The organism is Ruegeria sp. N11, from assembly GCF_056531525.1.
In genome coordinates, this window is sequence record NZ_JBQFLX010000004.1 from 180,034 (window position 1) to 206,837 (window position 26,804).

Consider the following 26,804-nt stretch of genomic DNA (forward strand, 5'->3'; position numbering starts at 1 on the left):
TCCGATGCCTAGTCTGAAGGACCTTAAAAACCGGATCGAGTCGGTCAAATCGACCCGCAAGATCACCAAGGCCATGCAGATGGTCGCGGCAGCAAAACTGCGCCGCGCCCAGGAATCTGCCGAAGCCTCGCGCCCCTATGCCGAGCGGTTCAATGCCGTGATGGCGGGGCTGGCGGCTTCGGTCGGGGGCAGCGACAGCGCCCCCAAGCTGCTCCGTGGTACGGGCAGTGATGATGTCCATCTGCTGGTTGTGATGACAGCTGAACGCGGCCTGTGTGGCGGCTTCAACTCGAACATCGCCAAGCTGGCCCGTCAAAAGGCGGAAGAGCTGCGCCTGAATGGCAAGACGGTCAAAGTTCTGACCGTCGGCAAGAAAGGCCGCGACGCGCTCAAGCGTGATTTTGGCGATCTGTTCGTTGGACATATCGACCTGAGCGAGGTCAAGCGTCTGGGATATTCCAACGCGCAAGACATCGCCAAGGACGTCCTGTCTCGTTTCGACGGGGGAGAGTTCGACGTTGCCACGATCTTCTACTCGAAGTTCGTCAACGTTGTGACCCAGATCCCGACGGCACAGCAGGTCATTCCCGCCTCGTTCGAGGACGAAGCGGCAGGTGACGACAGCGGTGCCATTTTCGACTACGAGCCCAGCGAAGAGGCCATTCTGGCCGACTTGCTGCCCAAGGGGGTTGCGACCGCGATCTTCTCGGCTCTGCTCGAAAACGGAGCGTCCGAACAGGGTGCACGGATGTCCGCGATGGACAACGCGACACGTAACGCGGGTGAAATGATCGACAAGCTGACGATCCAGTTCAACCGCTCGCGTCAGGCCGTGATCACCAACGAGCTGATTGAAATTATTTCCGGCGCCGAAGCGCTGTAAGAAAACCGGAGACGAAACATGGCGAATGCAAAAGGCAAAGTCACACAGATCATCGGGGCCGTCGTCGACGTGCACTTCGACGATCAGCTGCCTGAAATTCTGAACGCGCTGGAAACCACCAACAACGGCAAGCGCCTGGTGTTGGAAGTTGCTCAGCACCTGGGTGAAAACACTGTCCGCACCATCGCGATGGACGCGACCGAAGGTCTGGTCCGTGGCGAAGAAGTGACCGACACCGGCGCACCGATCTCGGTTCCCGTAGGCAACGCCACTCTGGGCCGCATCCTGAACGTGGTCGGCGAGCCGATCGATGAGAAAGGCCCGGTTGAGGCGACAGAAGCCCGCGCGATCCACCAGCCCGCACCGACCTTTGCCGAACAGTCGACCGAATCCGAAGTTCTGGTCACCGGCATCAAGGTTGTTGACCTGCTGGCCCCCTACGCAAAGGGCGGTAAAATCGGCCTGTTCGGCGGCGCCGGCGTTGGCAAGACCGTTCTGATCATGGAACTGATCAACAACATCGCAAAAGTGCACTCGGGCTTCTCGGTGTTCGCGGGAGTTGGTGAACGGACCCGTGAAGGGAACGACCTGTACCACGAGATGATCGAATCGAACGTGATCAAGCCCGACAACCTGTCGGAAAGCCAAGTGGCCCTGGTTTACGGTCAGATGAACGAACCTCCGGGAGCGCGTGCGCGTGTTGCTCTGACCGGTCTGACCCTGGCCGAGCAGTTCCGCGACCAGTCCGGTACCGACGTTCTGTTCTTCGTCGACAACATCTTCCGCTTTACGCAGGCGGGTTCCGAGGTTTCGGCTCTGCTGGGCCGTATTCCTTCGGCGGTGGGGTATCAGCCGACACTGGCGACCGACATGGGTGCCCTGCAGGAACGCATCACCTCGACCAAAGCTGGTTCGATCACCTCGGTTCAGGCGATCTACGTGCCAGCGGACGACCTTACCGACCCCGCGCCGGCAACTTCGTTTGCGCACCTGGATGCGACCACCGTTCTTAACCGGGCGATCTCGGAAAAGGGTATCTACCCGGCGGTTGACCCGCTCGACTCGACCTCGCGTCTGCTCGACCCGGCCATCGTCGGTGAAGAGCACTACAAGGTTGCGACCGACGTTCAGCAGATTCTCCAGCGCTACAAGTCGCTGCAGGACATCATCGCCATCCTCGGCATGGACGAACTGTCGGAAGAGGACAAACTGACCGTGGCCCGTGCCCGCAAGATCGAGCGCTTCCTGTCGCAGCCGTTCGACGTGGCCGAAGTCTTCACCGGTTCTCCGGGTGTTCAGGTTCCACTTGATGTCACCATCTCGTCGTTCAAGGCCGTTGTGGCCGGCGAATACGATCACCTGCCCGAAGCGGCCTTCCTGATGGTCGGCGGCATCGAAGACGTGATCGCCAAAGCCGAGAAGATGGCTGCAGCGGCTGCCTAAGGAGAAACCCTGATGGCAAACACGATGCAATTCGACCTCGTCAGCCCCGAGCGGAGCCTTGCTTCGCTCGCGGTGACGGCGGTCCAGATTCCCGGCGCGGACGGAGACATGACGGCAATGCCCGATCATGCCCCCACCATCACCACACTGCGCCCCGGTCTGCTGAAGGTTGAGGCGCCCGAAGGGTCCAGTGAATATCTGGTCACCGGCGGGTTTGCCCAGATCAACGGCGACAGCTTGTCGGTTCTGGCCGAAAAGGCCATTCCGGTTTCAGAAGTGACCCGTGCGCATATCGACGATCTGATCGCCGAGGCCCGCGAGTCGCACGAAGCGGCAAAAGGTGGCGACGATCAGACCATCGTCGACGACGCGGCCAAACTGCTGGCCGACATGGAAGCGCTTGGAACGCATATGAGCCTGTAACGCGGGCTTGATCGCTTATGAATTAGAACGGCCTCGCGTTTGCGGGGCCGTTTTTTTGTCGTGCTTTTGCCCGATTGCCGGAATAAGTTGCGGGAATTCAAGAACAACGACGACAGAATGAAAACTTTTCAAACCCATCCGATTGGCATTGATCAAGGCGAGGCCCTGTTGTTTTCCGATTTTGCCAATGGCGGTGAAATGTGGACAGGTGAGGGGGCGCGGGAACGCCGGACGACCGTCGCATTCAGCCAACCGTTTCGCTCGGCGCCGATGGTACAGATCGGCATTTCGCTGTGGGATGTGGACACGTCCTCGGCGCTGCGCGCCGAAATCAAGGCCGAGAACATTACGCCCGAAGGGTTCTGCGCCGTCTTCCGCACCTGGTCGGATACGCGCGTTGCCCGCATCCGCGCCTCGTGGACCGCGATTGGCGAGGTGCCGCACGAGGATGACTGGCATATATCCTGAGCGCACCTTCAGAACGGAAGCCGCGCTCTTGTCGTCAAATGCTCACCTGAAGCCCGTTTCTTACGCGTCGGTGCCTTCGATCATGTCCACGCGTGTTGCGTGGCGGCCACCTTCGAACGCGGCCCCCAAAAACGCGTCCACGATATCCAGCGCCTGACCTTCGCCAATGACGCGCGCGCCCACGGACAGCATGTTGGCATCATTGTGCTGCCGGATCATCCGGGCCGAGAATGTGTCGGAACACACACCGCAGCGGATGCCCGGAACCTTGTTTGCCGCCATCATGATGCCCTGACCGGTGCCACACAACAGGATGCCAAGAGCACAATCGCCCGAGGCGACGCGCTCGGCAGCGGCCTTGCCATGCAGGGGATAATGTGTGCTTTCCGGGGTGGTCGGGCCGATATCCACGACCTCCCACCCGGCGTCCGCGATATGTGCGGCGATTGCCTGGCGCAGTGCGATGGCGGCATGGTCACTGGAAAGGGCGACGCGTTTGTTGTCAGTCATGAAAAGGCTGTCCGTTCTGAGATGCGCGTGTAAGAAAGGCGGGCCCTGTCCAGGCGCCCCTTTCCTGTCAGTTCATCTGATACAGGGATTCGTAGATTGGTGTCAGTGTCTTGTCTTCGAACAGCGAAGAAACACTTGTGCCGTTCCAGATGTTCAGGATCGCCTGGGTAAAGATCGGTGCCGTCGGGACAATCCGGATGTTCTTGGCCTTGGCGATTGCGTCGGTGGGCTGGATCGTGTCGGTCAGAACCAGCGACTTCATGACCGAGTTGGTCACACGTTCGACCGCCGGGCCGCTCATGACGCCGTGGGTGATGTACGAGTGAACCTCTTTCGCGCCGTTATCCAGCAGCACCTGCGCCGCTTTGCAAAGCGTACCGGCAGTGTCGCACATGTCGTCCACGATCAGGCAGATCTTGTCCTTGACGTCGCCGATTACGGTCATCTCGGCCACTTCACCGGCTTTCTCGCGGCGTTTGTCCACGATCGACAGGGGGGCGTTGATCCGTTTGGCCAGTTCGCGCGCACGGGCTACGCCGCCGACGTCGGGCGACACCACCATGATTTCATCCAGGCTGTCCTTGAACTGGTGTTTCACATCCAGGGCAAAGATCGGCGAGGCATAGAGGTTGTCCACCGGAATATCGAAGAAACCCTGAATCTGGGCCGCGTGCAGGTCCATGGTCAGGACCCGCTCGATTCCGGCGCCGGTCAGCATGTTGGCGACCAGCTTGGCAGAGATCGGCGTACGCGCCTTTGTGCGGCGGTCCTGACGGGCATAACCGAAATAGGGGATCACGGCAGTGATCCGCTGGGCCGACGACCGACGCAGGGCGTCAGCGATGATCAGAAGTTCCATCAGGTTGTCATTGGCCGGGTTCGAGGTCGGCTGGATGATGAACATATCCTCGCCGCGCACATTCTCGAACACTTCGACGAAGATCTCGCCATCGTTGAACCGTTCGACCCGCGCATCGACCAGCCCCTGATCGACGCCGCGGTAAAGGCTCATGCGGCGGGCTATGGTTTTGGCAAGCGGAAGGTTGGCGTTCCCAGCGATTAGCTTGGGTTCGTGAAGTGTCGGCATCGGCTGAGGTCCCCGGGCAGCAATGGCAATGTGACAGATTCGTGATGTTGACACCGCTTAGCATGGCCTTACCGTTCCGCAAAGGTAACGCAGCGGAGAAAGTGCACATGACCCAGATTGACTACTATTTTGCGACACTCTCGCCCTATTCCTATCTGGCCGGAACCCGGCTGGAAGAGATCGCGGCAAAGCACGGTGCGACGATCAACTACAAGCCGTTGGACATTATCGCTCTGTTCTCGCGCACTGGTGGGGTTCCGCCGAAGGATCGGCACATCTCTCGCATCGAATACCGGGCTCAGGAATTGCTGCGCCAGTCCAGAAATCTGGGAATGGAATTCAACCTGCAACCCGCGCACTGGCCAACGAATATGGCCCCCTCATCCTACGCCGTGATCGCCGCCGTTCAGGACGGGTCCGGCGATGTCGGGCAGCTTTGCCATTCAATCCTGCGTGCCTGCTGGGCCGAGGAAAAGGACATCGCTCAGGATGATGTGATCCGCGATTGCCTGTCAAAGGCCGGGTTCGATCCCGGACTTGCCGACAGCGGCCTGCTTGTGGGTGCGGAAACCTACGCCGCCAATCTTGAAGAGGCCGTCGATCGCGGCGTGTTCGGCGCGCCGTTCTATATCACCCCGGATGACCAGAGGTTCTGGGGGCAGGACAGGCTGGACGAACTGGACCGGCACCTGGCGACGCTGTAGGCATGACAGGCCGTACTGTGCCGCAAGAAGTCTTTGTGCGAACATTGGGCAAGGGCGCGCATCAGATGCTCGCCCTGCACTGCACCATTGCCCATTCCGGCGCCTGGTCGGGCCTTGCAGCTGCGCTGGGCGGGCAGGCAAGCATGATTGCGCCGGACATGCTGTCACACGGCCGCAGCCCCGATTGGGACGGGCGGGGCGACTTTTTTGACCGGATGACCGAACTGGCGGCCAGCCAGCTGCAAAAACCGATGGATGTGATCGGCCACTCCTTTGGTGCGATGATCGCGTTGCGCCTAGCGGTCGAACACCCCGACCTCGTGCGCCGCGCTATTCTGATTGAGCCGGTCTTTTTTGCCCTGGCAAAGCTGGATGCCCCGGACCTCTACGATCAGCATGAGCGAGATGCAGAACCCTTTGTTTCCGCGCTCGCCACAGGCAACGCATCGCAGGCAGCCCGCCTGTTCAACCGCATGTGGAGCACACAGGACAGCCCCCGCTGGGCGGATCTGCCGGACCGTACCCGCGCCGCAATGATTCGCGGGGTGCATGTAGTCCCGGCCTCCAACAATGCCCTATCCGAGGACGGTGCGGGCCTGTTGCAACCGGAAAAACTGGAACGCGCCCAGATGCCGGTCCGGATCCTCAGCGGATCGCTGACGCACCCGGTCATCCCCGCAATATGCAACAGCCTGCAACGCCGTCTGCCTGCGGCAACCACCGAAATCATCCCGGAGGCAGGGCACATGCTGCCGATTTCCCATCCAAAAGAGACGGCGCGCAGCCTGTCGGAGTTCTTCCGAATTCCGTTGGCTTCTTCCGTTTGAATTTGCTGCGGCGGGGGCGACGCCCCCGACAACCGTCAGAAAAGGGCCAGAAACCGGTCGATCTGTTCCGCACTGATGGACCAGTCGCAGACAAGGCGGCAGGCCAGCATTTCGTCTTCGTCCGCCCCGTCCAGTTCATCACCCCACATGTGATAGACCGCGCCCTTTTCGTGCAATCGACGATGCAGGTGCCTCGGGAAACGGGCGAAAACGATATTGGCTTGCGGCTCGTGCAGGAAATCCGAACCGGCCGCCCGCAATCCTGCCGCCAGCCTTGCGCAATTCGCGTTCGCCTGCCGGGCTGCGCGCAGCCACAGATCATCCCGCAGATAGGCCGCCATCTGCGCGGACAGATAGCGGTGTTTGGAAAACAGATGCGCGCCCCGCTTGCGGCGCAACTCAAATTCCCAGGCTTTGCTTTCGTCAAAGAAAACGACAGCCTCGACACCCATCAGCCCGTTCTTGGTGCCGCCAAAGCTTACGGCGTCCACCCCGGCTTTCCACGTCATTTCGGCAGGGGAACAGTTGAGCGCGACCAGAGCATTGGCGAACCGTGCCCCGTCCAGATGCACCGGCAGGCCGTATTCCCGTGCCACACCGCACAGCCCCTGCAATTCGGCGAGCGAATAGACAGACCCGCGCTCGGTCACCTGAGTGATCGAAACAGGACCGCGCTGCGGACCATGTACGCCGCGGGTCTCCTCGCCCAGAATGCTGCTGCGCAATGCCTCTGGCTGCATCTTGTCGCCGCCGGGCACCAGCGTCAGCTTGGCGCCGCTGTAGAACTCGGGCGCGTTGCACTCATCCTCGTGAATGTGGGCGACGGGCGAGCAAAAGACGGTGTCCCAAGGGTTCGCCAGTGTCGCCAGCGCCAGCGAGTTTGCAGCCGTGCCTGTCGCCACCAGGTATACCGCCGCGCCCGGCGCCTCGAAGACGCCCCGGATCCGGTCGCGCACCTCGTTCATCAGCGTGTCGGCGCCATACGCCATCTGATAGCCATCATTGGCTTCACTCAGCGCGGTCAGCACTTCAGGATGGACTGGTCCGGAATTGTCAGAGGCGAAAAACATCAGACGGGCTCCTCGATAATATGGTCTTCCCACTCTTCCAGAGGGGTCTCGAATTCGGAAACGGTGCGCCCCTGAACGGAAACCCCGGCCGCATGAACGCTGTCCGGCGTCCCCGATATCAAGGGGTGCCAGTCATACAAGGGCTTGCCTTCCCACAGCAGCCGGTAGGCACAGGTCTGCGGCAGCCAATAGGCGTGATCGTCAATATTGTCCGGGGTCATCACGATGCATTCCGGCACGAACTGATGGCGGATGTCGTATTGCGTGCAGCGGCAGCTTTCGTCGTCCAGCAGGCGGCAGGCGACGCAGGTCAGGGCGACCTCGCCCGTGTCTTCATCTTCCAGCTTGTTCAGGCAGCATTTACCGCAGCCATCACACAGGGCCTCCCATTCGCGCTCGTTCAGGCGACGCAGGGGCTTACGCTCCCAAAAGCGATGCGGCAGGCCACCGCGTTCGATCGGGTCTTTTTTCATTGTCCCGCCAGAATCTCGCGGGCACGGGCACAATCCGCATCCATCTGCGCGACCAGCCCGTCCAGCCTCTCAAACGTCATCTCCGGGCGCAGATAGTCCACCAGCCCCACCGACAATGTGGCCCCGTAAAGATCGCCCGAAAAGTCGAACAGAAAGGTCTCAATATTCGGCACTGCGCCATTGAACATCGGGCGCGTCCCAACAGATGCGGCACCGCGATAGCTGCCCTGATTGGGTCCATCCAGAACGTCAACCAGCACCGCGTAGACGCCGAATTTCGGCGGATGCAACCCTTCGATGGACATGTTGGCCGTCGGAAAACCCAGTTCGCGCCCGCGTTGTTCCCCGCCGATGACCTCGCCTTCGATCCGGTGCCAGTGACCCAGCATCGAGGCGGCGTCGAGGGGACGCCCGTCACTCAGCGCCTGTCGGATCGCGGTGGATGAGACCACATGCTCGGACCGTTCTTTCAGCGGCGCGATGGTGACACCAAACCCCATGTCCCGGCCAAACCGGACCATGTCATCGGCTGTGCCGCTGCGTCCCTTGCCAAAACAGAAATCGGCCCCCACCACCACATGTGCCAGACCCAGGCCTTTGCAAATGACATCGCGCGCGAATTCCTCGGGGGTCAGGCCGGCCAGCGCACTGTTGAAGGGCAGCTCATACAACTTCTGCACCCCCAGCTTTTCCAGCCGATGCGCTCTGCTGTTGCCGCGCATCAGCCGAAAGGGGGGGCTGTCCGGCGCGAAAAACTCGCGCGGATGCGGCTCGAACGTCATGACACCCAAGGGCGCATCCGGCGCGGCTTTGCGCGCCAGTTCGATGACCGACTGATGGCCGATATGAACGCCGTCAAAATTCCCGATCGCCACGCTGGCGCCCCGGTCCTGAGGCTCGACAAACTGAAAATCCCGGATGATGCGCATGGCGTCTGCCTAGCGGGACTGAGAGGCGGGTTCAAGACCTGCCGATAGCAGATCAGACAGAGTTCGCCTCAGTCGAATTTCCGCGAGGGGGCCAGAACCATGGCTTCGCCAACCAAAACCTTTTTGCCTTCGACAGAACAATGGCAGTCCAGCTTGACGCGCCGCTTCGAGAAGTCGATGTCGATGACCTTGACCTCGGCATAAACCATGTCGCCGGGGCGGACCGGAGCCAGAAACTTCAGCGACTGGCCCATGTATACGGTACCGTGACCGGGCAGCTGCTCACCGATTACCGCCGAAATCAGGCCGGCCGTCAGCATCCCATGCGCGATGCGCCCTTCGAAAATCGTGTCGCGGGCATAATCGTCGTCCAGATGAACCGGGTTCCGGTCGGTCGACACCTGGGCAAACATCTCGATGTCCTCGTCCGTCACCACTTTGCGCAGGTGGCGGCTCATGCCCATTTCAATGTCTTCGATACAGATCGTTCCGCGCGGAAGATTGTCCAACATGTTGCCCTCACTTGCAGTTGGCGGAGAAATAAAAAACCGCCCGTAGCCATCGATTGGCAACTTTATTACTTCGCAAGTGCAGAAAATCAAGCCCTATTTACTACCTCAGACGGCCGATCGAATAGGTTGGATTTATTTTTTCTTTTTCAATATAGCTGTTTAGCGCATCCGGGTCAGGCTGGTATGATGTTTTTGTCTCGGATGCAGCCAGACCGCCGGATATGAACAGGGAATCAATCCCTTCCCCCATACCGCCGGCGATGTCCGTATGTGGACCGTCACCGATTGCCAGAATATCGGCATCGGCAATGTCTGCGCCCAGTTCCTGCAGCCTGCGCCGGGCCAGATCATAAATCGGCGGATGAGGCTTGCCAAAATAAAGGCTCTCACCGCCCATTTCGGTGTAAAGGCGGGCCAGAGCCCCTGCACACCATTCCCGTACTTCACCACGATCAACGACTATGTCGGGGTTTGCGCAGAGCAGCTTCAGCCCTTTTTGTTTGGCGTACAGAAAATCGGCCCGGTTGACCGCCGGGTCCGCCATGGGGTCGAACGGGCCGCAGCAAACAATTCCTTCGGCTTCATCCAGCGGCACCCGTTCGATCTGGATTGGGTGATGCAACAGCTTGAGTGGTTCAAAGAACCCTTCGTCACGCTCCCATTCGCCCATGAAATAGACTTTCTGGCCAACCGTGCCCCGGAACATGGCTGACCGGGCCGAGTCGCCACTGGTGGCGATAGTGTCATAGGCGTCGGCCGGTACGTTGAACTGCGTCAGTTGCACTGCCACACCGGCACGGGGTTTTGGTGAGTTTGTGACCAGAACCACCAAACCACCCGACGCGCGGTAAGATTGCAGCGCAGCAACTGCTTCGGGGAAGGCTGTAATGCCATTGTGCACGCAGCCCCACAGGTCGACGAACAGAGCTTTGTAGCGGTCGGAAACCTCGTCAAGCGATTGGATGATCTGTGTCATGTCAGGCCCCTGTTGACGCGGTGGGAAAGTCATCAAAGCCTATGGCAGAGGAATACCGGTTTGGCCAGTAGGGGCTTTGCCCCCGCCGCCTTTCGGGCGTCTCCCCCAGGATACTTTCAGCCAGATGAAGCAGGGGATCCAAACTTCATCTGGCCAAAAATATCCCGGAGCGCGAGGCAGAGCCTCGCAAAAAAAAGGTGCCCGATAGGGGTGCCTAACTTTCTGTAAAGAGTTCGGTGTTAGACCTTGAGGTTCGGGATGATCTGTTTCTTGCGGCTCATGATGCCGGGCAAAACCACGGCATCGCCGTCGACCGAGGCGCCAAAGCTTTTTTCGGCAACGGATTTGACCAGATCGTTCGGAACCAACAGGGTGGCTTCTTCGTTCAGGATGTCCACAACGAACAGCAGAACCTGATCCACACCATCTTCCCTGGCGACATCCGCCATCGAGCCTGCCAGGCTGTCCTTGCGGTCCAGAACAACACCGGGCGCGGTGGTTTCTAGAACCGAGACGCGGAATTTGGTGCCGTCGACTTCGTATTCCTTGCTGTCCATGCGGATCAGTTCCGCGTCGGAAAAGGACGAAACGTCCGACTTCGCGGCGAACATGTCGGCAGCGTATTCCGCAATATCCAACTCAAGTTCTGCGGCGAGCTTTTCCGCGACCGCACGATCGCGCGGGGTCGTGGTCGGCGAGCGGAACTCCAGCGTATCGGACAGGATGCAAGTCAGCGCCGCGCCTTTGATGGCGTCAGGCATCCTGGCCGCGTCATCCCCGATCAGGTCGATCATGATGGTTGCGGTACAGGCCAGCGGGCGGACGGTAATGTCGATCGGGCCTTTGGTTTCCAGGCCGCCGACCAGCTTGTGGTGGTCGATGATGGCGCGGATATCGGCGCCGTTGATACCGGCAGGCAGCTCGGCGGGGTTGTTGGTGTCGACGATGACGACCGGAGCGCCCTCACTCACGTCATCGATGATCCGCGGTTTCGGCAGATCCCAGTGGCGCAGCATGAAGGCGGCTTCGGTATTAGGCTCACCCAGCAGCACAGGCTCAGCTTTCTCGCCCTGGATTTCGTTCAGATACCAGGCCCACAGAATGGGCGAGCCGGTCGAGTCAGTGTCGGGGGACTTGTGGCCGAAAACCTGGATTGTCATGTCAGTGTCCTGCAGAAATGGGATTTTGCGGGCCTTATAGGGTGGACAGACAGGCTTGTCACCCGGCTGTGCGCCAGATGCGACTGTTCGTCAAACCTGACTGTCAGATCAGAAGGGCGCGCGGGTCAGCGTGAAACCTGCAAGCTGTAATTGATGCAACAACCCCTGCTTACCGGCCAGATGCCCCGCACCCACGGCGATGACGGCCGTTTGGTTCTTCAGTTCCAGAATGTGCTTCAGCCAGTTGTCGTTGCGCTGGATCAGCAATTGCTGCTCGAACGCCTTCCATTCGGCATCAAATTCTTCCTGCGTCAGATCTGATGCGTCGAACCCCTGCAGCAAGGAAAGCTGGATGATTTCGGCATGTTTTTCTTCCAGATAGGCGTTGGTCATCGTGGCCAGCTGGTCTTCGCTGGCCTCCAGCGCGCCGGCAAGCCGGGCCAGTGACTGGGCCTGTTCTTCGATCGGATGGCTTTCGAACATCGCAATGACATCTTCGACCTGTTCCAGCGAATGCTGCGGGATACCGTGAGTATCGGCGAGTTCGGACAGGCGTGCATCCATGCCGCGGTCTCCGTCCGGGGTCTGTGCCACGCAGGATGGCACGCCCAATGTCAGGCTCAAAAACCAGGGGCGCAACTTTGCGGCGGTCCAGGCGGGAATGCCGCGTTTGGCCAAGGTGGCTGACAGGGCGGCCCAATCCTCGGCCGGCATCAGATCAATCAGAGTCGGCCCCGATGTGATCAGCAAAGGGCTGGGGTCCTTGGCCAGAGCCTGCTCGAACGCTTTCATCTCGGCCTGCGAGGTTTCAAAGAAAAAGGCGTCGGCGTCTTTCAGGAGTGGTTCCAGCCGCTCGACCACGGCGGACATGCGCGGGTCATTGACGTGCAGGGTTCCGATCAGATGCAACACCGTGTCGCCCCTGACAGCAACCCAGTGGTTGCCTTCGGGAAAGAGGATGCCGTCCAAGGCGTGTTCAAGGCGGGTCGCCATCTCGGGTGTCATGTCCGCCCTCAGGTCACGGCCTTCGCAAGCGGCGTGAAGGCTGGCAGGCAAGATCAGGCACAACAGAAATATCAGAAGGCGCATCGTTTTCCCCGGTTTGACGGCTATCCTATCGGGCGCGACATTGCCTTTCCTTTCGGCGGGGCGCAAGCTGAAGGGGCTGGCAACGTCTGGCAATCCCGGCCGAATAGCCTAGCATGGTGAGATGAAGCGCGAACAGGACCTTTACCCGCCGATCAAGGCGTTGCTTGAGCGTCAGGGATACACCGTCAAGGGCGAGGTCGGCGCAGCCGATATCGTTGCCGCGCGCGACGGCGATGATCCGGTCATTGTCGAACTGAAGCTGGGGTTTTCGCTGGCCCTGTTTCATCAGGCGATCACGCGCCTGAAAGTGACCGATCAGGTCTATGTCGGCGTGCGTAAACCCAAGGGCCGGACCGCAAGGCGGGCGCTGAGGGATAACCTGTCCTTGTGCCGTAGGCTGGGTTTGGGCCTGATCACCGTCCGGGAAGACGGCCGGGCCGAGGTGCATTGCGACCCGGGGCCTTACGCGCCCCGCAAGAACAAGGTAAGGGCCGCGCGGTTGTTGCGGGAATTCGACCGGCTGCAGGGCGACCCGAATGCGGGCGGGGCCACGCGGCATGGAATCGTGACCGGGTACCGCCAAGACGCCCTGAAATGTGCAGCATATCTGGCGGAATGCGGCGCGACCAAGGGATCTGACGTGGCCAGCGCAACCGGAGTTACCGGGGCGACGCGCATCATGCGCGACAATCACTATGGCTGGTTCGAAAAAGTCGAAAAGGGGGTCTACCAATTGTCGGCCTGTGGATCCGAGGGGCTGAAGCACTGGGCCTACAGCTGGGAACAGCAGGACTGAAGCCCGAAACGGCCCCGCTGGAATCCCGGACGCAAAAAGTTTCTCACATCTTGTTGACTCGGCCTTTCCAACTCCCTAGCTATGCGTCGTTATCACTCGGATGACCCGAGTGCTAGCGCCTCGCCGTTAGGTGAGGGGAGGATAAACAAACTTTGAGCCCAAGGAGCTGCAAAGATGGCATTGAAACCGCTTCATGACCGTGTGCTGGTCCGTCGCGTTGAAAGCGACGAAAAAACAGCAGGCGGCCTGATCATTCCTGACAGCGCAAAAGAAAAGCCCAGCGAAGGCGAAGTCGTTGCAACCGGCGAAGGCGCACGCAAGGACAGCGGCGAACTGATCGCAATGGCCGTAAAAGCCGGCGACAAGATCCTGTTCGGCAAATGGTCGGGCACCGAGGTCAACGTCGGCGGCGAAGAGCTGCTGATGATGAAAGAAAGCGACATCATGGGGATCATCGAGTAAGCCTGCGCGCTTTCTCTGATCTTCATTTCCAACATATTTCTCAAGGAGAAACGACATGGCTGCAAAGGACGTCAAGTTCGACACCGATGCCCGCAACCGTATGCTGAAGGGTGTGAACATCCTGGCTGACGCGGTTAAAGTGACCCTGGGCCCCAAAGGCCGCAACGTGGTTCTGGACAAATCCTTCGGCGCGCCGCGCATCACCAAAGACGGTGTTTCGGTTGCCAAGGAAATCGAACTGGAAGACAAGTTCGAAAACATGGGCGCGCAGATGGTGAAAGAAGTCGCCAGCCGCACCAATGACGAAGCCGGCGACGGCACCACCACCGCAACCGTTCTGGCACAGGCCATCGTCAAAGAAGGTCTGAAGCAGGTTGCAGCAGGCCTGAACCCGATGGACCTGAAGCGCGGCATCGACCTGGCAACCGCCAAGGTTGTTGAAGGCATCAAGGCCGCTTCGCGCGAAGTCAAGGACTCGGCAGAAGTTGCTCAGGTTGGCACCATCTCGGCCAACGGCGAAGCCGAAATCGGTCAGCAGATCGCAGACGCGATGCAGAAGGTTGGCAACGAAGGCGTTATCACCGTCGAAGAAAACAAAGGTCTGGAAACCGAAACCGACGTTGTCGAAGGTATGCAGTTCGACCGTGGCTACCTGTCGCCCTACTTCGTCACCAACGCAGACAAGATGATCGCAGAGCTCGACGACTGCATGATCCTGCTGCACGAAAAGAAACTGTCCTCGCTGCAGCCGATGGTTCCGCTGCTCGAGCAGGTGATCCAGTCGCAAAAGCCGCTGCTGATCATTGCCGAGGATGTTGAAGGCGAAGCGCTGGCAACTCTGGTTGTCAACAAACTGCGCGGCGGCCTGAAAATTGCTGCTGTCAAAGCACCGGGCTTCGGCGATCGCCGCAAAGCCATGCTGCAGGACATCGCAATCCTGACCGGCGGTCAGGTCATCAGCGAAGATCTGGGCATGAAGCTCGAGTCCGTGACCATGGACATGCTGGGCACCGCCAAGAAGATCGAAATCACCAAAGACGAAACCACCATCGTCGACGGTGCTGGCGAGAAAGCCGAGATCGAAGCACGTGTTGCCCAGATCCGCACCCAGATCGAAGAAACCTCGTCGGACTACGACCGTGAGAAGCTGCAAGAGCGTGTTGCCAAACTGGCAGGCGGTGTTGCTGTTATCCGCGTCGGCGGCATGACCGAAGTTGAAGTGAAAGAGCGTAAGGACCGTGTGGACGATGCTCTAAACGCAACACGCGCTGCCGTTCAGGAAGGCGTCGTTGTGGGCGGTGGTGTTGCTCTGGTTCAGGCCGGTAAAGCACTGGAAGCTCTGAAGGGTGCAAACGCTGATCAGGACGCAGGCATCAACATCGTTCGTAAGGCTATCGAAGCGCCGCTGCGCCAGATCGCCGAGAACGCAGGTGTCGACGGTGCGGTTGTTGCAGGCAAAGTTCGCGAATCCTCGGATGCTGCCTTCGGCTTCAACGCGCAGACCGAAGAATATGGCGACATGTTCTCGTTCGGCGTGATCGACCCGGCCAAAGTTGTCCGTACCGCTCTGGAAGACGCGGCATCGGTTGCCGGTCTGCTGGTCACCACCGAAGCGATGGTTGCAGACAAGCCGCAGAAAGACGCACCTGCCGCCGGCGGCATGCCCGACATGGGCGGCATGGGCGGCATGATGTAAGACGTCGAATTCGCTCCGGCGAATTCTGACGGCCCCGACAGGCGCCAGACCCCATGGCCAGGCTGCTTCACGGGGACGCACAGTGCAAAGGAACGGGGTCGTCTTCGGGCGGCCCCGTTTCGGTTTCGATGGCCGCGATGCGGCCATGCCTCCGGCGGGAGTATTTGGGAAAAGATGAAGCGCCGGGTGTTTGCGGAAAGGACTGTCCAGTTCGCGGCGAACCGGCTATGCGGTTGATATGAGACTGTTCCTGCTGACCACCCTGACCATGTGCGCCTTCGCGGCGAACTCGATCCTGAACCGGCTGGCAATCGACAGCGGGGCCGCCGATCCGGCGGGATTTGCCGTGGTGCGGGTTCTGTCTGGGGCCTTGATGCTGGTCGTGTTGGTCCGGCAACAAGGCGAGCATCTGCCGGTATTTCACAAGCGCAGGGTTATCGGGGCCGGGTCACTGTCCATTTATATGATCGGGTTTTCGATGGCGTACCTGACGCTTGATGCGGGATTGGGGGCGTTGATCCTGTTCGGGGTTGTACAGATTTCCATGTTTGCCTTTGGCGCCGTGTCAGGTTCGGGTCCCACCGCGCGCCAGGTGGCCGGAGCGGGGATTGCGCTTGCCGGACTTGGGTATGTGTTGTGGCCATCTGGTGCTGTTCAGGTCGACTTGTCCGGCGCCGCGCTGATGACAGCGGCGGGTGTGGGCTGGGCCGCTTATTCGCTGGCAGGCCGGTCCGAGCCCGACGCGTTGCAAGGGACAGCTGCCAATTTCGTGGTTGCCCTGCCGGTCACGGCCGTTGCGCTGTTTTTGTTGGGCGGAGTTTGGCAGATGGAACCCACTGGGTATGCGCTGGCGATTTTGTCCGGCGCCGTGACTTCGGGGCTGGGTTATGCGCTGTGGTATCGGGTTCTGCCGAAGCTTTTGCCTGCGACTGCGGCCGTGGTGCAACTGAGCGTTCCGATCATCGCCATCGCGGCTGGCATTGCCCTGCTGGGGGAAACGGCAGGTCTGCGTCTGGCTGTTGGAACCGTCGCGGTTCTGGGCGGCATTGCGATGGCCGTATCGCGACGGAAGACCGGCTAGGGGTTTTCACGATCCACGATAAGCCTTATCTGGCGGCTATGAGATTTCTGGTCGTATTGCTTCTTTGCCTCGCTCCATCTTTTGCCAGCGCGAAATGCGTTGTTTTGCTGCATGGGCTTGCGCGAACCAAGGCTTCGTTTTCGGTGATGGAGCAATTGTTTAGCGCCCACGGCTACAAAGTCGTGCGTCCGGATTACCCGTCAACGGATCTGCCCATACCCGAACTGGCCCGGCAGACCGTGCCGGGCGCCCTTGCCGCCTGCGGGGACGAGACCGCGAATGTCGTGGCCCATTCGATGGGCGGGATTCTTCTGCGGTACTGGCTGCAAGACAATACACCGGACAACCTGGGCCGCGTTGTCATGCTGGGTCCGCCAAACCAGGGCAGCCAACTGGTTGACGAGCTTGGCTCATGGGAGGTTTTCGGTATGCTCAACGGTCCTGCCGGGTTGGCGCTGGGAACGGGACCGGAGGGTATTCCGGGCCAGTTGCCGCCGGTCGAATTCGATCTTGGCGTAATCGCGGGAGAGAACTCGCTGAACCCTTTGTTTTCGTCGATGATCGAGGGGCGGGATGATGGAAAGGTGTCAGTGCGAACCACCCGTGTCGCGGGCATGGCCGATCACATCGTATTGCCGGTGACCCATACCTTCATGATGAACAACCCCCGGGTCATGGCGCAGGCGCTGCATTTCATCGAGTTTGGCCGCTTTGATCCGCAGATCACCTGGCTCGACGGTGTCATGGATGTCATTGACGAGATCTGTATCGGAGAGGACTGTTCAGAACCTCCGTCGGAGCCGACGCGATGACCGCACTTGAACTGACCTTCACCCGGGCGGATGTTCTTGTGTCGGGTCACGAAGTGACGCGAACCGAACTGGCTGTGGCAGACGGGATCATTCAGTCCTCGGGGACCGGACGGCAGATCGATCTGTCGGGATACACCATCCTGCCCGGGATCGTCGATCTGCACGGGGACGGGTTTGAGCGTCATCTTGCGCCGCGTCGCGGAGCGATGAAGCAAATGGCCGAAGGTCTGGTGTCGGCCGAGGCGGAACTGGCCGCCAATGGTATTACCACAGCCGTGCTGGCCCAGTTCCACAGTTGGGAGGGCGGCGTGCGTGGCCCGGGATTTGCGGGCCAGGTCTTTGATGCGATTGCCGGGGTCAGGGATACCATCGTGACGGATCTGTTACCCCAGTTGCGGTTTGAAACCCACATGCTGGACGACTATGCGGACCTGCCCGAGCGTATTGCCCGGTGGCAGGTGCCTTATGTGGTGTTCAATGACCATCTGCCGCATGACCGCTTGGCGCAAGGACGCACACCGCCGCGTCTGACCGGGCAGGCGCTCAAGGCCGGGCGCAGCCCCGAAGCGCATCTTGAAATGCTGCAAGAAATGCATGCCCGGTCAGGGGAAGTACCGGCAGCGCTGGAACGGCTATGCGACACGCTGTCCGATCGCGGTGTCCGGTTGGGCAGTCATGACGACGCCACGGCCCGGGCCCGGGCAGACTGGCGCGCGCGTGGGGCCCGGATATCAGAATTTCCCGAAACGCTGGAAGCGGCCGAGGCGGCCCGTGCTGCCGGTGATCACGTCATACTGGGGTCTCCGAACGTGGTGCGGGGCGGCTCGCACAAAGGCAATGCCAGCGCGCTTGACCTGATCACGATGGGCCTGTGCGACGCGCTGGCGTCGGATTACCATTACCCCAGCCCGCGCCGCGCGGCCCTGATGCTGGCCAAAAGCGGTCTGCTGGATCTGGCCGGGGCCTGGGCGCTGGTCTCGTCAGGGCCTGCGCAGGTGCTGGGTCTGACGGATCGCGGCACGCTTGCACCGGGCAAACGGGCCGATCTGGTGATCCTGGAAACCGCCACCAACCGTGTCGCGGCCACTCTGGCGGGTGGGCGCGTCAGCTACATGTCCGGGGATATCGCGGCGCGCCTGGTGGCATAAGCGCGCTGCGTTTTCTATTGTTCAGGAATAGCTTCGACTGAGGCATCGCACGCAGGCTCGATAACCTTCAGCGGATGACCCGGTTGAAATGGCCCATCTTGCGGCCTGCCTTGACGTCGGCCTTGCCGTAGAGATGCAGCGCCACATCCCGTTCGCGGGCCAGATCGGGCACACGGTCCATATCGGCGCCGATCAGGTTCTCCATGACCACGTCGGAATGCCGCTGGCCATCCCCCAGAGGCCACCCTGCGACAGCGCGGACATGCTGTTCGAACTGATCCACGGCGCATCCATTCTGGGTCCAATGTCCCGAGTTGTGAACACGCGGGGCGATCTCGTTGACGATAAGACCCTCGGCCGTGACAAACAGTTCAACGCCCATCACCCCGACATAATCCAGCGCGTTCAGAATATTGGCCGCCAGCAGCACGGCATCCGTTCGCTGCGACGGCGACAGCCGCGCCGGTACGGTCGTTGTATGCAGGATACCGTCACGGTGGACGTTTTCACCGGGATCGAAACAGGCAACCTGACCGTCCAGACCTCGGGCGGCGATGACGGACACCTCGTGCGAGAAATCCACGAAGCCTTCCAAAATAGCAGGCGCGCCCGCCATATCGGCCAGTGCGGATTCGGCGTCGCCGGGCGCGCGCAGCCGGGCCTGACCTTTGCCGTCATAACCGAACCGGCGGGTCTTCAGAATGGCGGGTGTGCCAATCTCATCAATCGCTGCGCGCAGGCTGTCCAGATCTGTGATGTCGGCGAAGGGTGCCGTTTTAAGGCCCAGTCCCTGCAGAAAGCTCTTCTCGGTCAGCCGGTCCTGACTGACCCGCAGGGCTTCGCGGCCCGGGCGAATGGGGCGATGCGCTTCCAGCAGATCCAGTGCCTCGGTCGGGATGTTCTCGAACTCATAGGTGATGACATCCACGTCTTCGGCAAAGGCACGCATGGCGTCGGCATTGTCATAGGCGGCAGTGGTCACGCGGTCGGCAACGTGGCCAGCAGGCGGGTTAGCGCCCGGCTCATAAACATGGGTGACAAACCCCAGTCGGGCCGCCGCGACCGACAGCATCCGGCCCAGCTGGCCACCGCCCAGAATTCCAATCCGAGCCCCGGTTTGCAATGCTTCAGTCATCGGCAGGCTCCTCGGGGATAGAGGCCGACAGGGCCTCACGCCAGGCATCCAGCCGTCCGGCCAGTTCGGCATCCTGCAGGGCCAGGATACCAGCAGCCATCAACCCGGCATTGGCACCACCCGCCGATCCGATGGCCATGGTCGCCACCGGAAACCCTTTCGGCATCTGTACGATGGAATAGAGGGAATCGACACCCGACAGGGCCCGCGTCTGAACCGGCACCCCGATCACCGGAACCCGTGTTTTCGAAGCCATCATGCCCGGAAGATGCGCGGCCCCGCCAGCACCCGCAATGATCACCTGCAAGCCGCGCGACACAGCGGTTTTTCCATAGTCCCACAGGCGATCCGGCGTGCGGTGGGCCGACACGATGCGCGCCTCGTAGGCAACACCCAGTTCGTCCAGAATATCCGCGGCTTCCTTCATCGTGGGCCAGTCCGACTGGCTGCCCATGATGATGCCTACCTTGATCTCACCCATCCGCATTTTCCCCGGCTTTTCAAAGAGCGCGCACTATAGCCAAATCCACCTGTCTGGCAATGCGTCAGGCGATGATGTCGGGGGTCAGGCGGTCCTCGATCAGCCGGATGATGTCCTTCAGCCGCAGTTTCTGCTTTTTCAGACGTTTGATGGTCAGCTGGTCCGAGGTACCCGTTGCCTGCAGCGCCTCGATCGCTTCGTCCAGATCGCGGTGCTGACGTCGGAACACCTCAAGTTCAACCCGCAAAACCTCATCAGTTTTCATGGAAAGATCGGTAGGCGCATTCATAGGCGACTCAGTCGTAGTTGTGGTGCTTTCCACACAAGATAGTGTGTCAGGGTTTATCGGGCCAGACCTTGTGGACATCCCTGCATATTCCCATATTCTATAACACGCGGTTGCCGCAACGGGGCCGCACCACCCGTCGCTTTGACATAAAAGGACGAGAAAACGTGTCAAAACTTACTCTTGGCTCATACCCGCATCTTTTGGGGTTCGAGCAGTTGGAACGCCTTCTGGAACGGTCTGCAAAGGCTGGCAACGAAGGATACCCGCCCTACAATATCGAACAGACATCGGATTTTTCGTATCGCATCACCCTGGCCGTGGCCGGGTTCGCGGAAGAAGATCTGTCGATCACCATCGAGGATCGCCAGCTGGTGATCCGGGGCCGTCAACGCGACGACAGCGAGGGGCGCATCTTTTTGCACCGTGGCATCGCGGCGCGTCAGTTTCAGCGCATGTTTGTGCTGGCTGATGGGGTCGAGGTTGGCGAAGCGATCATGGAAAACGGTCTGCTGCACGTGGACCTGACCCGCGCCGTGCCGGAAACCGTGGTGCAGACGATCAACATAAGGAAGGGGTAAGAGCAATGAATACACCGATTGAGATTAACACCGAAGGCGACCGGATCGTGTATGTCAAAGCGGTCGATGTTGCCGATCTTCCCTTGGAAGTGCGAGAGCAGGCCGGTGATCTGGATCAGCTTTACGCGGTTCACGATTCCGACGGACAGCAATTGGCGCTGGTCGCCGACCGGAAACTGGCCTTTGTCCTGGCCCGTGAACATGACTTTTCACCGGTGGCCGTTCACTGAACGGCCCCGCCTCCGGCTGTTTTTAGCGTGACAATGACCGCCATAGCGGCGACACATGCGAACCGGAAGGGCCGGATGCGCCCGTAATTCATATCGTTCGGGGAAAGTGACGCATGAGCTGGTTCGATTTTGACTGGGTAGACGCTTTCAGCGACCGGGCATTTGGCGGAAACGGGTGTGCCGTGGTCCACGGTGGTGCTGTGCTGTCGCAGGAAGTGTGCATGGCCTATGTCTGCGAAACCTCGCTTGTGGAATGCACCTTCACCGGCCCTTCGGAAGTCGCTGATGTGCATGTGCGTTACTTCCTGGCCAGCCGCGAAATCCCATTTGCCGGGCATCCCACCATCGCCACCGTAGCAGCCATGCGGTCGCGCGGGTTGTTCGAAGGTAACAGCCTGACGCTGGAAACCGGGGCAGGGATCGTATCGGTCCGCCTGAGCGGCGATGAAATTGAGATGACGCAGGTTGCCCCCCAATTTGGCCAGCACGTGCCGGCGGAACTTGTTGCCGCCGCGATCGGCCTGCCTGAAAGCGCCATCATCTCCCCGCCCCAGTTCGTGTCGACCGGATTGCCGTTCTGCATCACCGTGCTAGGCGATCATGATGCCCTGCGCGCCGCAAAACTGTCCGAAGAGCCTCTGCGCAAGGTGGCCGAGAAGGCAGGTTTTTCGGGCTCAGATATGGCCGAACCCTTCCTGGTGACGCTGAAGGGTGCAACGTCTGTCGGTGACACATTCTCGCGCCTGCTGCTGGCGCCACCCAGCCCGCCAGAGGATCCGTTCACCGGCTCGGCCACGGGCGCCATGGCGGCTTACCTGTGGAAATACGGCCTGATGCCGAAGGACACCTTTGTGGCAGAGCAGGGGCACGACATGGGCCGCCCCGGACAGGCAACCGTCACGCGAGTCGGCCCCCCGGACGCGATGACCGGGATCAGGGTTGCCGGTCGCGGCCATGTCCTGATGCGTGGTCAGGTCGACCTGCCAGAGACTTTGCAATGACCCGTCCCGCGATTGCCGTTTTGCCATATGGCCACCGTCTTGGGCCGAAACTGGGGGCAGTTCCCCTGTCCGATCTCATCTGGCCCGAGGGCTGCCCGGAGCGCCTGATCGGCAAGACCATCGGCGATCTCGAGCGCACCGATCACCTGATCATGTACCCCAACTCTACCGTACATCTGCGGCTGCGTCGGGGCACACGCGCGCGCATTTCGTTGATGATGGGGGAACCTTCGGCCATTCACGCCAAGCACGACCGGATGCTGCGTTGGACCCATCGCCGTTTTTTCCGGGTGTTCACCTTTCACGACATCCTTCTGCAGACCATCCCAAACGCCGTGTTCCTGCCCTACGGCGATACGCAGGTGTCGGACTGGCAGGATCTGAAAATTGAAAAAAACCGCTCCTGTTCCCTCATCGCGTCGGCCAAACGAGATCAGGTTGGGCATGAATTGCGGCACGAACTGATTGACTGGGTCCGGGAAAGTGGCGCGGATGTCGATGTAATGGGCCGGGGTTACAAACCGTTTGAAAACAAGTCCGATGGTCTGGCCCCATACCGGTACTCGGTGGTTATCGAGAACGTCCGGGAACGGAACTACTTCTCGGAAAAGCTGATCGATGCGATCCTGTGTTCGACCGTGCCGATCTACTGGGGATGCCCGAATATCGACGACTTTATGGACACTTCGGGCATGATCCTGTGCGAATCCAAGGCTGAAATTCAGCAGGCGATTGCGGATGCATCGCCAGAGGATTTCACCGCCCGTCTGCCGCATGTGCAGGCCATTCAGGCCAAAGCCGCCGAATTTGGCGCCTTCGAGCGCCGCGCAGTCGAGGCGCTTCGCGCGGAACTGAATTCCGGAAGTTGAGAGAAGATAACCCCCGGCATAGACCGGGGGCTTCCGTGTTCAGGTTCTGAAACCGGCTCAGGTCGCGGCAATCAGGCCCATGCTTTCCAGTTTCAGCAGTACCTGGTGGGCGCAGTTGTCGACCTCGACATTTTCGGTTTCGACGCGCAGTTCCGGGTTCTGCGGTACATCGTAAGGGTCCGAGATGCCGGTGAATTCCTTGATCTTGCCTTCCCGCGCCAGCTTGTACAGGCCCTTTCGGTCGCGGCGCTCGCATTCCTCAATCGTGGTGGCCACGTGAACCTCGCAGAACGCGCCGAACTGTTCGATCTCTTCGCGAACCGCGCGGCGGGTTGTGGCATAAGGCGCGATCGGCGCGCAGATGGCGATGCCACCGTTCTTGGTGATTTCAGACGCCACATAGCCGATGCGGCGGATGTTCAGATCCCGGTGTTCCTTCGAGAAGCCCAGTTCCGATGACAGGTTCTTACGCACAATGTCACCGTCCAGCAAAGTCACAGGGCGGCCGCCCATTTCCATCAGCTTGACCATAAGCGCGTTGGCGATGGTGGATTTGCCCGAGCCCGAGAAACCGGTGAAGAACACCGTAAAGCCCTGCTGGCTGCGCGGCGGCTTGGTCTTGCGCAGTTCTGCAACGACTTCGGGGAAGCTGAACCATTCGGGGATTTCCAGACCTTCGGCCAGACGGCGGCGCAGTTCGGTGCCCGAGATGTTCAGGATCGTGACCTTGTCCTTGTCCAGGATCTCGTCATTCGGCTCGTACTGAGCACGCTCCTGCACATAGACCATGTGTTTGAAGTCGACCATCTCGACGCCGATTTCGTCCTGAAACTGGCGGAACAGATCCTGCGCGTCGTAGGGGCCATAGAAATCCTCGCCCTGGCTGTTCTTGCCGGGGCCGGCATGGTCGCGGCCCACGATGAAATGGGTGCAGCCGTGGTTGGCGCGGATCAGGCCGTGCCAGACCGCCTCGCGCGGGCCGGCCATGCGCATCGCCAGGTTCAGCAGCGACATCGATGTGGTGGATGCGGGATACTTGTCCAGTACCGCCTCATAGCAGCGCACGCGGGTAAAGTGATCGACATCACCCGGCTTGGTCATGCCGACAACCGGATGGATCAGCAGGTTGGCCTGCGCCTCCTTGGCGGCGCGGAAGGTCAGTTCCTGATGCGCTCGGTGCAGCGGGTTACGGGTCTGGAACGCCACGATGCGGCGCCAGCCCAGCTTGCGGAAATAGGCGCGCAGCTCGTTCGGGGTGTCGCGGCGGGCGCGGAAATCGTAGTGGACCGGTTGCTGAATGCCGACCACGGGGCCGCCCAGATATACCTTGCCGGCCACGTTGTGCAGATAGTTCACGGCCGGGTGCGCGTCGTCGTCCGCGCCAAAGACTTTCTCGGCCTCACGCGCCTTGTCCGGCGTCCAGCGGTCGGTCACGGTCATGGTGCCCAGAATGACGCCTTCCTGGTCGCGCAGGGCAATGTCCTGACCCAGTTCGATGTTCTCGGCAAAATCTTCGCTGACATCCAGCGTAATCGGCATCGGCCACAGGGTGCCGTCAGCCAGGCGCATGTTTTCCACGACGTTGTCGTAGTCGGCCTCGGACAGGAAACCCTTGAGCGGGTTGAACCCGCCATTCATCAGCAGCTCCAGATCGCAGATCTGGCGCGGGCTCAGGTCCCAGCTTGTCAGATCGGCGGCTTCGACCTTCAGTTTCTGGGCCGAGTCATAGGATACGTACAGTTCAGGGATCGGTGCCAGATTGCTTAACATCGTCATCAGAATACTCTTATTACAGTGTGGTGTTGCCTGTCGTCGCGGCGCATGTGCCCCGATGCAGGCCCGGAGTCCATATACCTTCATGAAACAAAGGACGATATGCGTCGAATTCTCCCGGATTGGAAGGATTTTCCATGTTTGGAATGCAATTGCGATCGAGGTTCTTCAAATTGGCAACAATTCCGCCGCTTTCAGCGAATGTGTTCCTATGCCGCGACGCTCAGCTCAAGTTCCGATGCACGTTTGACGGTCAGGGCCGGCACCGGGTGGCTCACACCGCGCAGCTCAAAAAAGTGGATGTCTGAAACGCTGTAATCAAACTCCGCCGCCTGCAAAAGCGTCTCGGACACCAGCAGTTCCGCACCCAGTGCCTTGGTTTCGGCTTCCAACCGGCTGGCCACGTTCACGGCATCCCCGATAATGGTGCGCGAAGCCGAACCGGCAGCGCCGATCTCGCCCAGTACCAGATCGCCCAGATGCAACCCCATGCCGATCCGAACACCCGGTGCGCCTTCGCCCTCAAGCTGACGGTTGAACTGCTGCAGCGCCTGGCTGATCTCGGCTGCCGCCTTCAGCCCGGCCCGGGCCGAGCTTGCGGTATCCGGCGTTTCAAACACGGCCAGCAGCCCGTCGCCCATGTACTTGTCGACAACACCGCCCTGGGCAGTGATGGGCGGCACGATCGCGTCAAAGAACCGGTTCAGAAGGAACACGATGTCATACGGCAATTGGCCGGTCGTGCGCGCGGTGAACCCCCGCATGTCCAGAAACAGCACGGCAAGCTGGCGTTCTTTTCCCTGACTGGCATGCGCGCGCCCGCGGCGGCCTTCAGGGCGGAACATGCGGAACACGGTTGCGGATTCGGTCGGGCGAATCTGACAGGCCAGGCGTGCGCCCTGCGGGGCGTTCACCGCGCTCAGACTGCGTGCCTCGACTGCACTGGGGGACGGAAGATCGTCCGCGCCTTTCTCGACAATTACACGGCAGGTGGTGCAACGCCCCTTGCCGCCGCACAATGCAGTGTGCGGGATGCCGTTGGCCTGAGAAATCTCAAGCAGGGTCATGCCTTTCTCTGCCACTACCTCGGGGCCGTCCACATACCGGACACGCACCGAATGCCTGCGCCGCCACATCTTGCGCCCGTAATAGATCAGCAGCGTCGCCCCAAGGGCCACCCAAAACACCAGTAGCGAGGTATTTTTGACACCGAACATGGTCTGAAAAGCTTCGGGGGAGGGCCAGTTGTAGTGCTCGATATACTGCTCGCGCAGGTCATCATCGGCGAAATCCAACCACAGCCGCCGTCCCTCTGTGAGCAGCCCCGCAAGCGCAAAGGTTGGGATGAAAACGGCCAATCCAATCAGATAAGGCACGGCCCGAGACCACCAACGGGTCAGGCGTAGCCACATATGCAGGCCGATGCAGCCATGTATCCAGACCAACAACAGCAACAGGCTTTGCATCCAGATCGCGATGCTGGGCCACATCAGGATGATGATATAGCCCATCTCGTCATTCACATCGAAAATCTCGTGCGCATACCGTGTATGAACAATGTGAGAGATCAGCTGCAGCGGGATCAGCAACCCCAGAACAACCTGCAATCCTGTGCTGAACGGCATGCGCAGGGTTCTGCGCTGGGCAATGGAATAAAGTGCCAGACCGGCATGGGTGAACAGCGCCGCATACAGAAGGATTGCCCCGGCATCGTGCCGGGTGACAGCCTGACGCCCATCCTGCATGCCATGCAGGTAGTCTGTGTGAAACAGGCCCAGGCCAATGTTGATGAAATGAAAGAAGGCAAAGGTAAACAGGACAAGGCCGCTGCCGATCCGAAGACGGGTAGCCCATCCGCCGCGCCACAGAACGTTACTCAAAGATGCCACCCATATCCGG

General features: G+C 60.3%; 30 protein-coding genes. 16 read left to right on the forward strand and 14 right to left on the reverse strand.

The features are described from left to right. Positions 1-4 precede the first annotated feature (4 nt). The 4 genes from ACR0J8_RS05915 (at position 5) to ACR0J8_RS05930 (ending at position 3,217) form a co-directional block, all read left to right on the forward strand. Positions 5-883 carry a F0F1 ATP synthase subunit gamma gene (locus ACR0J8_RS05915; protein WP_170614768.1) on the forward strand — a complete coding sequence of 293 codons (879 nt, stop codon included), beginning with the start codon at positions 5-7 and terminating at the stop codon, positions 881-883. Between the two features lie 18 nt (positions 884-901). Then, on the forward strand, positions 902-2,326 hold the full coding sequence (gene atpD, locus ACR0J8_RS05920; protein ID WP_170614767.1) for a F0F1 ATP synthase subunit beta: 1,425 nt from the start codon (positions 902-904) through the stop codon (positions 2,324-2,326). A gap of 12 nt (positions 2,327-2,338) precedes the next feature. Continuing rightward, positions 2,339-2,749: a F0F1 ATP synthase subunit epsilon gene (locus ACR0J8_RS05925; RefSeq protein WP_170817178.1), complete on the forward strand. Its 411-nt coding sequence runs from the start codon at positions 2,339-2,341 to the stop codon at positions 2,747-2,749. Positions 2,750-2,866: 117 nt separating this feature from the next. Next, on the forward strand, positions 2,867-3,217 hold the full coding sequence (locus ACR0J8_RS05930; RefSeq protein ID WP_170614765.1) for an H-type lectin domain-containing protein: 351 nt from the start codon (positions 2,867-2,869) through the stop codon (positions 3,215-3,217). A gap of 60 nt (positions 3,218-3,277) precedes the next feature. Here ACR0J8_RS05930 and rpiB read toward each other — a convergent pair whose 3' ends face one another. After that, entirely contained in the window at positions 3,278-3,727 is a 450-nt protein-coding gene (gene rpiB, locus ACR0J8_RS05935) for a ribose 5-phosphate isomerase B (protein WP_480524288.1), read from the reverse strand. Between the two features lie 67 nt (positions 3,728-3,794). After that, positions 3,795-4,814 (reverse strand): ribose-phosphate pyrophosphokinase, encoded by a 1,020-nt coding sequence (locus ACR0J8_RS05940; RefSeq protein WP_170614763.1) that lies wholly within the window; start codon positions 4,812-4,814, stop codon positions 3,795-3,797. Between the two features lie 107 nt (positions 4,815-4,921). On the opposite strand from ACR0J8_RS05940, the gene ACR0J8_RS05945 reads away from it, so the two are divergent. Both ACR0J8_RS05945 and ACR0J8_RS05950 read left to right on the forward strand, forming a co-directional pair. Continuing rightward, positions 4,922-5,518, forward strand: a complete 597-nt coding sequence (locus ACR0J8_RS05945) for a DsbA family protein (protein ID WP_480524291.1) — start codon at positions 4,922-4,924, stop codon at positions 5,516-5,518. 2 nt (positions 5,519-5,520) lie between these two features. Continuing rightward, on the forward strand, positions 5,521-6,345 hold the full coding sequence (locus ACR0J8_RS05950) for an alpha/beta fold hydrolase (RefSeq protein WP_480524293.1): 825 nt from the start codon (positions 5,521-5,523) through the stop codon (positions 6,343-6,345). Between the two features lie 35 nt (positions 6,346-6,380). On the opposite strand, the gene ACR0J8_RS05955 is transcribed toward ACR0J8_RS05950, so the two are convergent. The 7 genes from ACR0J8_RS05955 to ACR0J8_RS05985 all read right to left on the reverse strand — a co-directional run bounded on the left by ACR0J8_RS05955 (position 6,381) and on the right by ACR0J8_RS05985 (position 12,554). Then, positions 6,381-7,415 carry a threonine aldolase family protein gene (locus tag ACR0J8_RS05955; RefSeq protein ID WP_480524294.1) on the reverse strand — a complete coding sequence of 345 codons (1,035 nt, stop codon included), beginning with the start codon at positions 7,413-7,415 and terminating at the stop codon, positions 6,381-6,383. Beyond that, on the reverse strand, positions 7,415-7,888 hold the full coding sequence (locus ACR0J8_RS05960; protein ID WP_170807905.1) for a YcgN family cysteine cluster protein: 474 nt from the start codon (positions 7,886-7,888) through the stop codon (positions 7,415-7,417). Before ACR0J8_RS05960 ends, ACR0J8_RS05955 begins: the two co-directional genes overlap by 1 nt. Further along, a complete protein-coding gene (locus ACR0J8_RS05965) occupies positions 7,885-8,817 on the reverse strand; it encodes a bifunctional riboflavin kinase/FAD synthetase (protein WP_480524296.1) in 933 nt (310 codons plus the stop codon). Before ACR0J8_RS05965 ends, ACR0J8_RS05960 begins: the two co-directional genes overlap by 4 nt. 68 nt (positions 8,818-8,885) lie before the next feature. Then, positions 8,886-9,329, reverse strand: a complete 444-nt coding sequence (locus ACR0J8_RS05970; RefSeq protein ID WP_170614757.1) for a MaoC family dehydratase — start codon at positions 9,327-9,329, stop codon at positions 8,886-8,888. Between the two features lie 100 nt (positions 9,330-9,429). After that, complete coding sequence (locus ACR0J8_RS05975) at positions 9,430-10,305, reverse strand: TIGR01459 family HAD-type hydrolase (protein WP_480524298.1); 876 nt, start codon at positions 10,303-10,305, stop codon at positions 9,430-9,432. A 239-nt stretch (positions 10,306-10,544) separates the two neighbouring features. After that, complete coding sequence (locus tag ACR0J8_RS05980; protein WP_480524300.1) at positions 10,545-11,465, reverse strand: manganese-dependent inorganic pyrophosphatase; 921 nt, start codon at positions 11,463-11,465, stop codon at positions 10,545-10,547. Between the two features lie 108 nt (positions 11,466-11,573). Further along, positions 11,574-12,554 carry a TraB/GumN family protein gene (locus ACR0J8_RS05985; RefSeq protein ID WP_480524301.1) on the reverse strand — a complete coding sequence of 327 codons (981 nt, stop codon included), beginning with the start codon at positions 12,552-12,554 and terminating at the stop codon, positions 11,574-11,576. A 121-nt stretch (positions 12,555-12,675) separates the two neighbouring features. On the opposite strand from ACR0J8_RS05985, the gene ACR0J8_RS05990 reads away from it, so the two are divergent. From ACR0J8_RS05990 to ACR0J8_RS06015, 6 genes are all read left to right on the forward strand, one after another. Then, positions 12,676-13,350: a DUF2161 domain-containing phosphodiesterase gene (locus ACR0J8_RS05990; protein ID WP_480524303.1), complete on the forward strand. Its 675-nt coding sequence runs from the start codon at positions 12,676-12,678 to the stop codon at positions 13,348-13,350. 174 nt (positions 13,351-13,524) lie between these two features. Beyond that, positions 13,525-13,812: a co-chaperone GroES gene (locus ACR0J8_RS05995; RefSeq protein WP_480524305.1), complete on the forward strand. Its 288-nt coding sequence runs from the start codon at positions 13,525-13,527 to the stop codon at positions 13,810-13,812. A 55-nt stretch (positions 13,813-13,867) separates the two neighbouring features. Then, positions 13,868-15,508 (forward strand): chaperonin GroEL, encoded by a 1,641-nt coding sequence (gene groL / locus ACR0J8_RS06000; protein ID WP_170614751.1) that lies wholly within the window; start codon positions 13,868-13,870, stop codon positions 15,506-15,508. A 238-nt stretch (positions 15,509-15,746) separates the two neighbouring features. Further along, positions 15,747-16,589 carry a DMT family transporter gene (locus ACR0J8_RS06005; RefSeq protein WP_480524307.1) on the forward strand — a complete coding sequence of 281 codons (843 nt, stop codon included), beginning with the start codon at positions 15,747-15,749 and terminating at the stop codon, positions 16,587-16,589. A 38-nt stretch (positions 16,590-16,627) separates the two neighbouring features. Next, positions 16,628-17,401, forward strand: a complete 774-nt coding sequence (locus ACR0J8_RS06010) for an alpha/beta fold hydrolase (RefSeq protein WP_480524309.1) — start codon at positions 16,628-16,630, stop codon at positions 17,399-17,401. After that, a complete protein-coding gene (locus ACR0J8_RS06015) occupies positions 17,398-18,549 on the forward strand; it encodes an alpha-D-ribose 1-methylphosphonate 5-triphosphate diphosphatase (protein ID WP_480524311.1) in 1,152 nt (383 codons plus the stop codon). Before ACR0J8_RS06010 ends, ACR0J8_RS06015 begins: the two co-directional genes overlap by 4 nt. Before the next feature lie 67 nt (positions 18,550-18,616). Here ACR0J8_RS06015 and ACR0J8_RS06020 read toward each other — a convergent pair whose 3' ends face one another. The 3 genes from ACR0J8_RS06020 to ACR0J8_RS06030 all read right to left on the reverse strand — a co-directional run bounded on the left by ACR0J8_RS06020 (position 18,617) and on the right by ACR0J8_RS06030 (position 20,454). Continuing rightward, entirely contained in the window at positions 18,617-19,684 is a 1,068-nt protein-coding gene (locus tag ACR0J8_RS06020; RefSeq protein ID WP_480889159.1) for a 5-(carboxyamino)imidazole ribonucleotide synthase, read from the reverse strand. Beyond that, positions 19,677-20,165: a 5-(carboxyamino)imidazole ribonucleotide mutase gene (gene purE, locus ACR0J8_RS06025; RefSeq protein WP_170614746.1), complete on the reverse strand. Its 489-nt coding sequence runs from the start codon at positions 20,163-20,165 to the stop codon at positions 19,677-19,679. The genes ACR0J8_RS06020 and purE overlap by 8 nt, the downstream gene beginning before the upstream one ends. A 64-nt stretch (positions 20,166-20,229) precedes the next feature. Beyond that, the gene (locus ACR0J8_RS06030; protein WP_037308505.1) at positions 20,230-20,454 is read right to left on the reverse strand and encodes a YdcH family protein; all 225 of its coding nucleotides are present in this window, start codon (positions 20,452-20,454) and stop codon (positions 20,230-20,232) included. 164 nt (positions 20,455-20,618) lie between these two features. Here ACR0J8_RS06030 and ACR0J8_RS06035 point away from each other — a divergent pair, with 164 nt between their 5' ends. From ACR0J8_RS06035 to ACR0J8_RS06050, 4 genes are all read left to right on the forward strand, one after another. Continuing rightward, a complete protein-coding gene (locus ACR0J8_RS06035) occupies positions 20,619-21,032 on the forward strand; it encodes an Hsp20 family protein (protein ID WP_058275530.1) in 414 nt (137 codons plus the stop codon). A 5-nt stretch (positions 21,033-21,037) separates the two neighbouring features. Beyond that, positions 21,038-21,262, forward strand: a complete 225-nt coding sequence (locus ACR0J8_RS06040) for a DUF1150 family protein (RefSeq protein WP_170614745.1) — start codon at positions 21,038-21,040, stop codon at positions 21,260-21,262. 113 nt (positions 21,263-21,375) lie between these two features. Then, positions 21,376-22,263 carry a PhzF family phenazine biosynthesis protein gene (locus tag ACR0J8_RS06045; RefSeq protein WP_480524315.1) on the forward strand — a complete coding sequence of 296 codons (888 nt, stop codon included), beginning with the start codon at positions 21,376-21,378 and terminating at the stop codon, positions 22,261-22,263. Then, positions 22,260-23,132, forward strand: coding sequence for a glycosyltransferase family 10 domain-containing protein (locus tag ACR0J8_RS06050; protein WP_480889163.1), 873 nt, complete (start codon positions 22,260-22,262; stop codon positions 23,130-23,132). The genes ACR0J8_RS06045 and ACR0J8_RS06050 overlap by 4 nt, the downstream gene beginning before the upstream one ends. Before the next feature lie 57 nt (positions 23,133-23,189). Here ACR0J8_RS06050 and ACR0J8_RS06055 read toward each other — a convergent pair whose 3' ends face one another. Together ACR0J8_RS06055 and ACR0J8_RS06060 are read right to left on the reverse strand one after the other, a co-directional pair. After that, positions 23,190-24,908, reverse strand: coding sequence for a bifunctional sulfate adenylyltransferase/adenylylsulfate kinase (locus ACR0J8_RS06055; protein ID WP_170807918.1), 1,719 nt, complete (start codon positions 24,906-24,908; stop codon positions 23,190-23,192). Between the two features lie 206 nt (positions 24,909-25,114). Further along, complete coding sequence (locus ACR0J8_RS06060; RefSeq protein ID WP_480524319.1) at positions 25,115-26,785, reverse strand: adenylate/guanylate cyclase domain-containing protein; 1,671 nt, start codon at positions 26,783-26,785, stop codon at positions 25,115-25,117. Positions 26,786-26,804 lie beyond the last annotated feature (19 nt).

Coding starts and splice junctions, on each gene's coding strand:
- ACR0J8_RS05915 (WP_170614768.1), top strand. CDS start 5: ATGCCTAGTCTGAAGGACCTTAAAAACCGGATCGAGTCGGTCAAATCG.
- atpD (WP_170614767.1), top strand. CDS start 902: ATGGCGAATGCAAAAGGCAAAGTCACACAGATCATCGGGGCCGTCGTC.
- ACR0J8_RS05925 (WP_170817178.1), top strand. CDS start 2,339: ATGGCAAACACGATGCAATTCGACCTCGTCAGCCCCGAGCGGAGCCTT.
- ACR0J8_RS05930 (WP_170614765.1), top strand. CDS start 2,867: ATGAAAACTTTTCAAACCCATCCGATTGGCATTGATCAAGGCGAGGCC.
- rpiB (WP_480524288.1), bottom strand. CDS start 3,727: ATGACTGACAACAAACGCGTCGCCCTTTCCAGTGACCATGCCGCCATC.
- ACR0J8_RS05940 (WP_170614763.1), bottom strand. CDS start 4,814: ATGCCGACACTTCACGAACCCAAGCTAATCGCTGGGAACGCCAACCTT.
- ACR0J8_RS05945 (WP_480524291.1), top strand. CDS start 4,922: ATGACCCAGATTGACTACTATTTTGCGACACTCTCGCCCTATTCCTAT.
- ACR0J8_RS05950 (WP_480524293.1), top strand. CDS start 5,521: ATGACAGGCCGTACTGTGCCGCAAGAAGTCTTTGTGCGAACATTGGGC.
- ACR0J8_RS05955 (WP_480524294.1), bottom strand. CDS start 7,415: ATGTTTTTCGCCTCTGACAATTCCGGACCAGTCCATCCTGAAGTGCTG.
- ACR0J8_RS05960 (WP_170807905.1), bottom strand. CDS start 7,888: ATGAAAAAAGACCCGATCGAACGCGGTGGCCTGCCGCATCGCTTTTGG.
- ACR0J8_RS05965 (WP_480524296.1), bottom strand. CDS start 8,817: ATGCGCATCATCCGGGATTTTCAGTTTGTCGAGCCTCAGGACCGGGGC.
- ACR0J8_RS05970 (WP_170614757.1), bottom strand. CDS start 9,329: ATGTTGGACAATCTTCCGCGCGGAACGATCTGTATCGAAGACATTGAA.
- ACR0J8_RS05975 (WP_480524298.1), bottom strand. CDS start 10,305: ATGACACAGATCATCCAATCGCTTGACGAGGTTTCCGACCGCTACAAA.
- ACR0J8_RS05980 (WP_480524300.1), bottom strand. CDS start 11,465: ATGACAATCCAGGTTTTCGGCCACAAGTCCCCCGACACTGACTCGACC.
- ACR0J8_RS05985 (WP_480524301.1), bottom strand. CDS start 12,554: ATGCGCCTTCTGATATTTCTGTTGTGCCTGATCTTGCCTGCCAGCCTT.
- ACR0J8_RS05990 (WP_480524303.1), top strand. CDS start 12,676: ATGAAGCGCGAACAGGACCTTTACCCGCCGATCAAGGCGTTGCTTGAG.
- ACR0J8_RS05995 (WP_480524305.1), top strand. CDS start 13,525: ATGGCATTGAAACCGCTTCATGACCGTGTGCTGGTCCGTCGCGTTGAA.
- groL (WP_170614751.1), top strand. CDS start 13,868: ATGGCTGCAAAGGACGTCAAGTTCGACACCGATGCCCGCAACCGTATG.
- ACR0J8_RS06005 (WP_480524307.1), top strand. CDS start 15,747: ATGAGACTGTTCCTGCTGACCACCCTGACCATGTGCGCCTTCGCGGCG.
- ACR0J8_RS06010 (WP_480524309.1), top strand. CDS start 16,628: ATGAGATTTCTGGTCGTATTGCTTCTTTGCCTCGCTCCATCTTTTGCC.
- ACR0J8_RS06015 (WP_480524311.1), top strand. CDS start 17,398: ATGACCGCACTTGAACTGACCTTCACCCGGGCGGATGTTCTTGTGTCG.
- ACR0J8_RS06020 (WP_480889159.1), bottom strand. CDS start 19,684: ATGACTGAAGCATTGCAAACCGGGGCTCGGATTGGAATTCTGGGCGGT.
- purE (WP_170614746.1), bottom strand. CDS start 20,165: ATGGGTGAGATCAAGGTAGGCATCATCATGGGCAGCCAGTCGGACTGG.
- ACR0J8_RS06030 (WP_037308505.1), bottom strand. CDS start 20,454: ATGAATGCGCCTACCGATCTTTCCATGAAAACTGATGAGGTTTTGCGG.
- ACR0J8_RS06040 (WP_170614745.1), top strand. CDS start 21,038: ATGAATACACCGATTGAGATTAACACCGAAGGCGACCGGATCGTGTAT.
- ACR0J8_RS06045 (WP_480524315.1), top strand. CDS start 21,376: ATGAGCTGGTTCGATTTTGACTGGGTAGACGCTTTCAGCGACCGGGCA.
- ACR0J8_RS06050 (WP_480889163.1), top strand. CDS start 22,260: ATGACCCGTCCCGCGATTGCCGTTTTGCCATATGGCCACCGTCTTGGG.
- ACR0J8_RS06055 (WP_170807918.1), bottom strand. CDS start 24,908: ATGACGATGTTAAGCAATCTGGCACCGATCCCTGAACTGTACGTATCC.